Annotated in this window: 7 protein-coding genes and 1 pseudogene; all 8 read right to left on the bottom strand. The window is 68.9% G+C overall.

Going from position 1 to position 10,609, the window contains the following annotated elements; all coding sequences use genetic code 11:
- Positions 1 to 254 (bottom strand): annotated as a pseudogene (locus QN350_RS17400) (hypothetical protein); the annotation flags it as partial.
- The gene (locus QN350_RS17395) at positions 251 to 2,596 is read right to left on the bottom strand and encodes a putative bifunctional diguanylate cyclase/phosphodiesterase (RefSeq protein WP_322138972.1); all 2,346 of its coding nucleotides are present in this window, start codon (positions 2,594 to 2,596) and stop codon (positions 251 to 253) included. The pseudogene QN350_RS17400 and the gene QN350_RS17395, both read right to left, overlap by 4 nt.
- Positions 2,593 to 4,887 carry a putative bifunctional diguanylate cyclase/phosphodiesterase gene (locus tag QN350_RS17390; RefSeq protein ID WP_322138971.1) on the bottom strand — a complete coding sequence of 765 codons (2,295 nt, stop codon included), beginning with the start codon at positions 4,885 to 4,887 and terminating at the stop codon, positions 2,593 to 2,595. The genes QN350_RS17395 and QN350_RS17390 overlap by 4 nt, the downstream gene beginning before the upstream one ends.
- A 123-nt stretch (positions 4,888 to 5,010) precedes the next feature.
- Positions 5,011 to 5,994, bottom strand: a complete 984-nt coding sequence (locus tag QN350_RS17385) for a Gfo/Idh/MocA family oxidoreductase (protein WP_322138970.1) — start codon at positions 5,992 to 5,994, stop codon at positions 5,011 to 5,013.
- A 127-nt stretch (positions 5,995 to 6,121) separates the two neighbouring features.
- On the bottom strand, positions 6,122 to 7,507 hold the full coding sequence (locus QN350_RS17380) for an O-acetylhomoserine aminocarboxypropyltransferase/cysteine synthase family protein (protein ID WP_416173017.1): 1,386 nt from the start codon (positions 7,505 to 7,507) through the stop codon (positions 6,122 to 6,124).
- On the bottom strand, positions 7,504 to 8,718 hold the full coding sequence (locus QN350_RS17375; protein ID WP_322138969.1) for a MalY/PatB family protein: 1,215 nt from the start codon (positions 8,716 to 8,718) through the stop codon (positions 7,504 to 7,506). Before QN350_RS17375 ends, QN350_RS17380 begins: the two co-directional genes overlap by 4 nt.
- 204 nt (positions 8,719 to 8,922) lie before the next feature.
- Entirely contained in the window at positions 8,923 to 9,633 is a 711-nt protein-coding gene (locus QN350_RS17370) for a hypothetical protein (protein ID WP_322138968.1), read from the bottom strand.
- Positions 9,630 to 10,568, bottom strand: coding sequence for an ABC transporter ATP-binding protein (locus tag QN350_RS17365; RefSeq protein ID WP_322138967.1), 939 nt, complete (start codon positions 10,566 to 10,568; stop codon positions 9,630 to 9,632). Before QN350_RS17365 ends, QN350_RS17370 begins: the two co-directional genes overlap by 4 nt.
- Positions 10,569 to 10,609 lie beyond the last annotated feature (41 nt).

Genomic DNA, 10,609 nt, shown 5'->3' with positions numbered 1-10,609 from the left:
GTCGGGGTGGGCGTCGCTGAGCCCGTGACCGGGAGGGGGACGGGAGCGGAGGCGCGCGTGGACGCGCCTGCGACGACGGCGCCGCTGCCGAGCAGGGCGAAGGCGATGGCCGCGGCCGTGACCCAGGCCGCAGTGCGGTGTCTGTCGAGGAACGCGGCGATCCCGGTAGCTCCGGGGCCGCGCGGTCCGGGACGGTGAGGGGCGGCGCCCGAAGCTCCGGGGCTCTGCGGCGCGGTGCTGTCCTGATCGTTCACGCCTGTACTGTACCTGCGTCCGCTGTGAGGCGCGCGGCCAGCCACTCGTCGAATACGGCGGCGGGCACCGGCGGAGACACGTGGTACCCCTGGGCCTGGTCGCAGCCGAACCGGGCGAGCTGTGCATACGCCTCGGCGTCCTCGACCCCCTCGGCCACCATCCGCAGGCCCAGGCTGTGGGCGAGGTGGATGCTCGACGACACCACTGCCGCGGCGCGCTTGTCGCCGTTCAGCGGGGCCACGAAGGAGCGGTCGAGCTTGAGCTCGTCGATCGGGAGTTCGCGGAGGTAGGCGAGCGAGCTGTACCCGACGCCGAAGTCGTCGACGGCGATGCGGATGCCGCGGGAGCGCAGTCTCCCGAGGATGTCGCTCGCGCGGCCCCGGTCGTCGAGCAGGAACGCCTCGGTGATCTCGAACATGAGCGCCGTCGCCGGGAGGTCACGCGCGGTGAGCATGGCGCCCACCCGTTCGGGCAGGCCGGAATCGAGAAGCGAACTCGCCGCGAGGTTGACCGCGATCGTAAGCCTCTCGCCGCGAACGTGCCACACCGCGGCCTGGTCGAGTGCGAGTTCCAGGACGCGCTCCGTCAGCGTCTGCATCAGGCCGGCGTCCTCGACGAGTTCAAGGAAGTCGCTCGGGTAGAGCAGACCGCGTTTGGGATGGTTCCAGCGTACGAGAGCCTCGACCCCGCGCACTTGCCCGCCGGAGAGTTCGACTTTCGGCTGATAGTGCAACACCAGTTGGTTCGCCACGAGCGCCGTGCGCAGTTCCTCGAGGGTGCGCAGCCGGGTGTCGCCATGACTGTCGTCGATCGGGTGGTAGACACGATGCCCGCCTCGCCGCACCTTGGCGCGGTACATCGCCATGTCGGCCTTGCGCATCAGGATTCCGAGGCTCGAACCGTGCTCGGGGCTCAGGGCGATCCCGATGCTCGCGCTCGTCTGCAGGGAGATGCCTTCGAGCGTGTGCGGTGCCGCGAGGGCGGATTGCACCTTGATCGCGACCACTTCGGCGTCTTCCCGGCTGGAATCGCGGAGTAAGATCGCGAATTCGTCGCCGCCGAGGCGCACGAGGAGGTCGTCCACGCCGAGCTGGGCGCCGATCCGCAGGCCCACCTGCACGAGGAGCACGTCGCCGACGTCGTGCCCGAGACTGTCGTTGACCTCTTTGAACCGGTCCAGGTCCAGAAGGAGCAGGGCGTTGTGGCCGCCGAGGGCCAGCCAGGCGGGCACCTCGGCGTAGAGGGCCCGCCGGTTCGGCAGCCCGGTGAGGTCATCGCTGCGGGCCAGCCTCGCGAGATCGCCCATCCGGCCGAGCTCCCGGAATGCGAGGACCGTGCGAGCGGACGAGACGACGAGGGTGGCCGCGGCGAGCGCCACCGTCACCTGCGACTCTCCGTGCCTGCTGGACACAAGGAGGACGGCGAGTCCGGCGATCGTCGCGAAAACGGGAACCGCGAGCACACCGGAGCCGCCCGCCGTTGCGCCCCGACGCCCTGCACCGGTGCCGCGTTCTGCCGCGCTCCCGGCGTCCGTGCCTGCGTCGACCGTGCCGGCGTCGCCCGGGTTCGAAGTCGCGGCGGCCCACAGCCACGACGCGACGAGTGCGAGCCCGATCGACCAACCGGCATCGAGCCAGTGACCGACCACGTAGGTGCCGCCGAGTTTGGCCAGGGCGAAGAGGATGTCCCCCGCGGCGAACGAGAGCAGCCCACCCACGAGCAGGATCCAGCTCTGGCCTGCCGTCAGGATCGGTGACGCCGCGATCGCGACGACCGCTGCGACGATCACGAGATCGAGCACGGGACTCGCGATGCCCACGAAGGTGGAGATCGACGGCGGCCGGGCGGCGCCCACCGCGAGCACGGGACCGAGCACGGCGGAGACGACCGCGGCTGCGCCGAGGCCTCCGACGACGCAGTCCAGGGCGATGGCGAGTGAGAGGCTCCGCAACTGGTGCCGCACGAGGGTGAACAGTGCGGCGAGCATCAGCGGATAGAAGGCGAGGTAACAGAGCTGGGCGAGGCTGGCCAGCATCGGCACCCAGTCGCCCACCGGGAGGTCGGCGGCAGCGAAGAAGCCGTTGCCGATCACGAACACGGTGACGGCCGAGGCGGCGAGCCGGGCCTGGAGTCGATTCGCCCGGGTGTGCGCGACCGCCACCCAGCAGACGACGAGGGGCGCGGCTGCGGCGAGCACCCCGAGCAGGATGAACGGCGAGGAGACATAGTCCGCGGGTGCCCGCAGCATGAGGCTCGCCACGTGCGCCGCGACGATGAGCCAGAGCGCCCAGAGCATCCATCGATCGACACCCTGGCGGCGCGGCGTCACGACGGCCGTCATGGTGACGCCGTGAGCGCGAGACGACGTTCTGCGAGCCAGCTGTCGAGTTCCCCGGCGGGCATCGGCCGCGACATGAGGAAGCCCTGGGCTTCATCGCAGCCGTACCTGGCCAGGTCGGCGTAGACCTCGGCGTCTTCGACGCCCTCGGCCACCATTGTGAGCCCGAGGCTGTGTGCCAGTTCGATCGTCGAGGCGACGAGGGCGGCCGCGCGGGAGTCGTCCTTCATCGGAGACACGATCGACCGGTCGAGCTTGAGTTCGTCGATCGGCAGGTCGCGCAGATACGCGAGCGAACTGTAGCCCGTCCCGAAATCATCGATGGCGATGCGGATTCCCCCCGCCCGCAGCCGGGTCAGGATCGCGGTGGTACGGGAGCGGTCCTCGAGCAGGAACTCCTCGGTGATCTCGAGGATGAGGGCGGATGCCGGCAAGCCGCGATCGGACAGCATCGCCGCGATCCGCTCCGGCAGTTCCGCATCGACGAGGGCGCTCGCCGTCAGGTTGACGGCGACGGTCAGGTCGTCGCCTCTGGCGTGCCAGACGGCGGCCTGGTCGAGGGCCATGTCGAGCACCTGTTGGGTCATCGCGTTCATCAGCCCGGCCTCCTCGACGATGCTCAGGAAGTCACGGGGCTGCACGAGTCCGCGCACGGGGTGGTTCCAGCGCACGAGCGACTCGACCCCGCGCACGACTCCGGTCGCGAGGTCGACCTTGGGCTGGTAGTAGACCACCAGTTGCCGCTCGGCCAGGGCGACGCGCAACTCCTGGAGGGTGCGCAGCCGGGCGGCACCGTGACTGTCGTCGCTCGTGTCATAGACCCGGTGACCGCTTCGGGTCGCCTTGGCCTTGTACATCGCCATGTCGGCCTTGCGGAGCAGGCCGGTCACGTCGAGGGCCTGGCCGGGATAGAGGGCGATTCCGATGCTGACCGTCGTCTGCAAGGTGATTCCCTCGAGCAGGTACGGCCGGGCGAGGGCCTCCCTGAGCGTCCCCGCCACGACCACGGCCTCCGCCTCCCTCGCGTCGGCGAGCAGGATCGCGAATTCGTCGCCTCCGAGCCGGGCGACGAGGTCGGTCCCACGGACATGGTTCGTGAGGCGAGTCCCGACCTGCACCAGCAGTTCGTCCCCGACGTCGTGCCCGAGGCTGTCGTTGACCTCCTTGAAGCGGTCGAGGTCAAGCAGAAGCAGGGCCCGGTCGGTCCCGGCGGCGAGGCTCAACGGCACCTCGGCATAGAGGGCGCGCCGGTTGGGGAGACCGGTGAGGTCGTCCGTTCTGGCCTGCCTGCGCAGGTCGCCCATCCGCCGCAATTCGCGGAATGCCAGCGTCGTCCGGGCGGCGGCCAGGACCACGGCCACGGCCGCAAGGGAGATGGCGAGCGGGGACACCTCGACCTCACTCGCGATCACGAGGACGACGAGCCCAGCGGTTGTCGCCAGAACGGGGAGGGAGAGCGCCCAGCGCACGACGGCCGCGTTGCGGACGGTCGGCGACGTGGATCCGGGCCTCGCCGCGCGGTACGCCCACAGGGCTATGAACGCGAGGCCTGCGATCCAGCCGAGGTCGAACGGCGACGCCGTCCGGTAGCTGCCCTCGATCGTCATCCCCGTGAGGGCGAAGCCGATGTCGGCGGCGGCGAAGAGCAGCAACCCGGCGATCAGCATGAGCCAGCTGCGTCCGGCACTGATCGAACGCGAGGCGGCGACACCGGCAAGCGCGGCGATCACGACGATGTCCAGGAGTGGATTCACCGCGGCGACGAACGAGTCGAGCGAGAACGGCCGTCCGAATGCCCGGTCGATGCTCGGTCCGAGGACGACGACGAGAAGGGAGGCCGCGCCGAGCGCGCCGACGGTACTGTCCAGAGACATACCCCAGGACAGCCGCCCTCTCTGCCGGTGGACGAGAACCGCGAGGGCCGTGATCATCAGCGGGTAGAACGAGAAGAACAGCCCGGTCGCGAGGATCGCCAGCGGGTCGGAGGCCGCGCCCGCGAAGACCAGGTAGACCAGGGAGAACAGGATGCCCGCGAGGGAGTATGCGCTCACGGCCAGGGCCGCGAGGATCAACTCGGTCCGGCGCGCGGTGGCGCGATGGACGGACAGCCAGCAGAGCACGATGGGCGCCGCGAAGGAGAGCGCTCCCACAATATCGCCGATCGGCGTCCGAACGCCTGCGACGCCCGCGACGAGGGTCTGGACCGCGGACGCAGCCACGAGGCCGATCAGCGCCCAGACGAGCCAGGCATCCCGCCGTGGCGTGGCCGCACCTCGCCTGCGATCCTCCCCCACCAGCAATTCCATTGGATCCGAGCTCTCGAGTAATACACCGTCCGGACGGGGTGGTGCCCGGTCGCGGTTGTCTGTGAGGTCAGGCTATCGTGCCAGAAGCCCTCACGTTCGCCGGTCAGCGGCCTATTCGCCCGGGTAACGCAGTCCGATACGTTCCCGCACGGTGTCCAGGGTCTCCATGATGCTCACCATCTCGCTGACGGGGAGCAGGTCGCTCTCGGTGAGACCGGCGCGGATGACCCGTTCGGCTTCGACCGCCTGGAACTGCATCCCACGGCCGGTCACGTCCGACACGTACGACTCGAGCACCTCGCCGCTGCTGTTCAACACCCGGAAACTCGTCGGCGAGTACCAGACGGCGTCGATCTCGATCCGGCCGAGTGTGCCGAGAATGACCGCCGTGTTCGTCCCCGCGGTATCGCTCGCCGAGAGCGTGACGGCGATCTGGCCGCCGGGGTAGCGGAAGGTCGTCGCGACCTGAGCATCCGCTCCCGTCGCCTTGAAGGTCGCCGCGGCGAGGATGGTCTCGGGAGTCCCGAAGAGCTCCGAGGCGAAGGTGATCGGGTAGATGCCGAGGTCGAGCAGCGCGCCGCCGCCGAGCTGCATGGAGTTGAGCCGGTGCCCTGGGTCGTCCGGGAGGTCCTGGGTGTGGTCGGCGATCAGGGTATGCACGTCGCCGATGGTGCCCGCGGCGATGATCTCCCTGATCCGTCGCATGTGCGGCAGGAACCGGGTCCACATCCCTTCGAGCACGAGCAGGCCCTTTTCGGCTGCGAGTTCGGTGATCTCCCTGGCCTCGCGCGCGTTGAGGGTGAGCGGCTTCTCGATCAGCACGTGCTTGCCGTTGTTCAGGGCGAGTGTCGCGTTGGCGGCATGAAACGGATGCGGGGTCGACACGTAGACGATGTCGACCTCGGGGTCCGCGGCGAGGGCTTCGTAGCTGCCGTGGGCGGTGGGGATGCCGAATTCGGTCGCAAAGGCATCCGCCCCGGCCTGGGACCGGGACCCGACGGCCTGGACGGTGTGCCCGTCCAGGATCAGGTCTGTGGTGAAGGCGTGGGCGATGCCGCCGGTGGCCAGGATTCCCCAGCGAATTGTCTCGGTCATGCTCCGAGCCTAGTCACGTGCCGGCGACGCCGACCTCGCCGAATGTCGCCTTTTCTTCCGAGTGTCGCCGGTGCAGCGGCGATGCTCGGCGGGAATGGCTACTCTCGGCGGCGGGACCTGCGGACCGTCAGGCGGAGAGGGCCCGGTCGAGGTCGTTGATCAGGTCGGTCGGGTCCTCGATGCCGATCGACAGCCGGATGAGTCCCTGCGTGATGCCGAGGCGCTCGCGCAGCTCGGGGGCGAACGCTGAGTGGGTCGTGGTCGCGGGGTGCAGCGCCATCGAGCGCACGTCGCCGATGTTGGTCATCCGGCTGATCACCCGGAGCCCGTCGAGGAACCGGCGCGCTCCAGCCGCACCGCCGTGCACGGTGACCGAGAAGACCGAGCCGCTGCGGCCGCCGTAGAGCCGATCGGCGAGTTCGTAGTACGGACTGCCGGGCAGGCCGGCGTAGTCGACGCTGTCGACGCGCGGATGACCCTCGAGCCATTCCGCGATTGCGAGCGAATTCGAGAGGTGTCGTTCCATGCGGAGGGACAGGGTCTCGATGCCCTGGTGCAGCAGAAAGGAGTTGAACGGGGAGAGCGCGGGACCGATGTCGTTCACGACGGCCTCGCGGGTCATCCGTGCGTAGGCGGTGGGTCCGTACTGGTCGAGGATGGACGGCTTGCCCGGGCGCACCGGGTCGGTGAGGAGTGGGTAGGAGCGGGTGGAGGCGGCCCAGTCGAAGCGGCCGCCGTCGACGATGGTGCCGGACAGGGCGGCGCCGTGGCCGCTCAGGAACTTCGTCGAGGAGTGCACGACGATGTCGGCGCCGTGCTCGAAGGGCCGGATCAGGAAAGGCGAGGCGATCGTGTTGTCGACGACGAGCGGGATCCCGTGCCGGCGGGCGACCTCCGCGACCCTGCCGATGTCGACGATGTCGTTCTTGGGGTTCGGGATGGTCTCGGTGAAGATCGCCTTGGTGTCCGGGGTGATCTGACGGTCCCACTCGTCGTCGTCTGCCTCGTTCCAGACGTAGTCGACGCTGACGCCGAAGCGTTTGAAGCTGCGGCCGAAGAGGGTGCGGGTGCCGCTGTAGATGCTCGCGGTCGAAACGATCCGTTCGCCGGAGCCGGCGAGCGCGAGCAGGGCGGCGGTGATCGCGGCCTGGCCGGAGGAGACGACGATGGCCTCGGTGCCGCCCTCGAGGGAGGCGATCCGCTTCTCGGCGACACTGCCGGAGGGGTTCCGCTGCCGGGAGTAGATCAGGCCGTCGCCCTCGCCGGAGAAGCGCCCGGCGGCATCGTCGTAGGAGTCGAAACGGTAGCCTGCCGTCATCGCAATCGGCTGGATCCTGGCCCCGTTGGAGCGGTCTTCCGTTTCACCGGCGTGCACCTGGCGGGTGTCGAAGGCATAGCCGTCCCAGTCGTACTCCGGGGCGGCGACCGTGTGCGGGGTGACGGTGTCGTCGCTGCCGATGTCTTCCGTCACGATGTCGTCGAGGGTGGGTTCGGTTTCGGCCTGGTGGGTCACGGTGTTCCTGTCCTTGCTTCGGTGCGGTGCACGTTCTGGCGCTGCGCGGTGTGCCGCAGGACGGCATCCCGCATCTGCAGCACGGCCTGCTCGAGGATCGGCCGGGGCATGGCGAAGATCAGCCGGACGTACCCCTCGTATCCCTTCCCGCACTGCGCACCGTCGGTCACCGCAACACCCGCCTCGGTACGGAAGAAGTCGGCGAGCGACCCTTCGATACCGAGCCGCCGACAGTCGAGCCAGGCGATGTACGTCGCCTCGGGGATCCGGTAGCCGACCTCGGGCAAGTGCTCCGCCAGGAGCCGCCCGAGCTCGCGGCGGTTGCCGTCGAGGTAGCCGGTGACCTCGGTGAGCCATTCCCGGCCGTTACGGTAGGCCGCCGTGGCAGCGATGACCCCGGGCGTCGAGGCCCCGTGCAGCACAGCGAAGCCGAAGATCTGGTAGAGCTCCTCGTCGGCGAGGTTGGACGTGATGAGCTGCGCGGCCTTGAGCCCGGGGATGTTCCAGGCCTTCGACGCGGAGGTCGCGGTGATCGTGTGCCGGGCGGTCACGGCCGAGATGGATGCGTACGCAACGTGCGGCGTGGACCCGTAGCGGAGCGGCGAGTGGATCTCATCGGCGAAGACCCGGCCGTTGTGCCGGTCGACGATCACCGCGATGGCCTCGAGCTCCTCCCGTGAGATCGCGGTCCCGGTCGGGTTGTGCGGGTTGCACAGGATGAGGGTGCGCGCGCCGGCGTGGAAGGCCGCCTCGATCCCGTCGAGGTCGTGCGTCCAGCGCCCGTCCGACTCGATGCCGGGCACCTCGAAGACCTCCCGGCCGAGTGTCGGGATGAAGGAGAGGAAGGGCATGTAGGCCGGAGTCGGGATGATGACGCCGCTCCCGGCCGGGGAGTACTTCGTCACGGCGACCTCGAGGGCGGCCATCACGTCGGACACGGGATGGATGTTCTCCGGGGCGATCGCCCACCCGCAATCCGTGCGGAGCCACTCCGAGGCTGCCTCGGCCATCCGACGCGTGGTCGCGGGGGCCAGGTACCCGAGGTCGCCGTCATCGATCGCGCGGTGCAGCGCCTCGGTGACCACCGGTGCCGTTCCGAAGTCCATCTCCGCGACCCACGCCCCGATGGTGCCGGCGTGCAGGCTCCACTTCCGGCTGTCGGGCCGGCTCAGCTGGTCGCGGGTGATGTCGTCAAAGCGGGAAGTCGTCATGGGGATCTCTCGGATGAATGGTCACCGGCGCCCCCTGCGACCATGTACTGCGTGGCGCTCACGCTATCAAGTGCGCGCGATGCGGGGAGTCTCGAGGCGACACATAACGACTCAGTGCGAGATCACGGTCGTTCCGATTCGATTGCGGAGAAAACACCCTCGTCGTGGCGACGAGGGTGTTTTCTCCGCAACTGAACCCGGGAACTAGCGCACGGTCGCGGTGCGGAGCGGCAACCAGATGCCCACCATCGCGATCACGACCAGCACGACGCCCGCGACGGCGAGCCACCAGAGCGCGAAGTTCGCGATCAACGCGGATGCCGAGGGGATCACGATGATCAGGCCGACGATGATCAGGATGGCGGCGACGGCCGCGATCACCTGCGGGCCGCGCGCCCCGAACCGCACCCAGGATGCGCCGAAGGCCCCTCCAACGCTCAGCAGGGCGAGCACCGAGAGGAAGACGATCGGGATCAGTTTCGTGAGGTCGCCGGCCCCGAGAATGTTGATGTCGAAAATATAGAAGCCGAAGAACCAGTGCCCGGTGGCGAGTTCGAGAAGCATCAGCACGGCTAACACCACGGTGAGATAGGCGGCCTGCAGGATGTTCCACGCCAGGGTCCCCAGGGTGAACGCCCGCCGGGTGGCCCCGAGCGCCAGTGCGAACGGGAACGTGGTCGCGGCGGAGGCGACGCCCATGCTGACGAGGAACCCGGCGAGGGAGAACAGCATGCCGGTGTTGCTCCGCGAGGAGTTGATCCACACCGCGGAGCCGGGCTGGCTGCCACCCCGCCAGAAGAGCAGTGAGATCAGTATCGAAATCACGACGACGACCGCGACGATGAAGAGCGGCACCAGGAGGGCGACGACGCGCCGGTTCAGGTGAAGTTTGACGACCGAGACAATGGCATTCATGCTGCTGCCGCTTCCTTCTGCTGGGTGGTGCGGGTGGACTGGTGGTCGGTCTGCTCCGCCGCGTCTCCGGCGGGCGCGCCGTATGCCGCGACGAGCTGCTGCAGGGAGGCGGACGCGACCTGCACTCCTGTTCGCCGGGCCTCGGCCAGGAGAGCTTCATCGGCGTCCCCGGTGACGGTCACCGAGCTGAGGGAGCCGATGGCGCGCGTCTGCAGGACCGTGCGGCCGACGGTCAGCCGGCCGACGGCATCCGCTGCGCCGCTGATCACGACCGCGAGTTCGCGGGCCTCGTCACGGTCGCAGTCGACGGCGACCCGGCCCGCGTTGAGGATGACGACCCGGTCGAAGAGAGACTCCGACTCGTCGATGAGGTGCGTCGAGAGCAGGATCGTGCGCGGATGCCGGCCGTAGTCCCGCAGGAGCACGTCATAGAAGAGGGTGCGCGCTCCGACATCGAGACCGAGGTAGGGCTCGTCGAAGAGGGTGACGGGGGCCCGGGAGGCGAGGCCGATCACGATCGCGACGGCGGACAGCTGGCCACGGGAGAACTTCTTGATCGGCGTCTTCGCCGGGATCCGGAAGCCCTCGACGAGCTCAGCGGCGACCTCGGCGCTCCAGTCCGGCGCGAATTCGGGGGCGATCCGCAACACATGCTTGAGCTGGTAGTTGTCGGGGTAGCGCTGGTTGTCCCGGATGAAGCTGATCCGTGAGCCGGTGACCTCGTGCTCGAACGGGGTGTCGCCGAGCACGAGGGCCTCACCGGAGGACGGCCGGTCGTGGCCGGCGATGATCGACATGACCGTCGTCTTTCCGGCACCGTTGCTGCCGAAGAGCCCGCAGATCGACCCTTCCGGCACACGGAAACTGACGTTGTCGAGAGCCGTGGCGTGACCGTAGGTTCGGGTCACGGCACGGATGTCGATGGCTGCGGTCATGAGAGAACTTCTTTCTCGATCATCGGGGTTGGGGTTGGGGC

Origin of the sequence: Cryobacterium sp. 10I5, from assembly GCF_035019865.1 — a bacterium.
Classification (GTDB): Bacteria; Actinomycetota; Actinomycetes; order Actinomycetales; family Microbacteriaceae; genus Cryobacterium; species Cryobacterium breve_A.
This window is presented reverse-complemented; position numbering and strand designations above follow the sequence as displayed.

Coding starts and splice junctions, on each gene's coding strand:
- QN350_RS17395 (WP_322138972.1), bottom strand. CDS start 2,596: ATGACGGCCGTCGTGACGCCGCGCCGCCAGGGTGTCGATCGATGGATG.
- QN350_RS17385 (WP_322138970.1), bottom strand. CDS start 5,994: ATGACCGAGACAATTCGCTGGGGAATCCTGGCCACCGGCGGCATCGCC.
- QN350_RS17375 (WP_322138969.1), bottom strand. CDS start 8,718: ATGACGACTTCCCGCTTTGACGACATCACCCGCGACCAGCTGAGCCGG.
- QN350_RS17370 (WP_322138968.1), bottom strand. CDS start 9,633: ATGAATGCCATTGTCTCGGTCGTCAAACTTCACCTGAACCGGCGCGTC.
- QN350_RS17365 (WP_322138967.1), bottom strand. CDS start 10,568: ATGACCGCAGCCATCGACATCCGTGCCGTGACCCGAACCTACGGTCAC.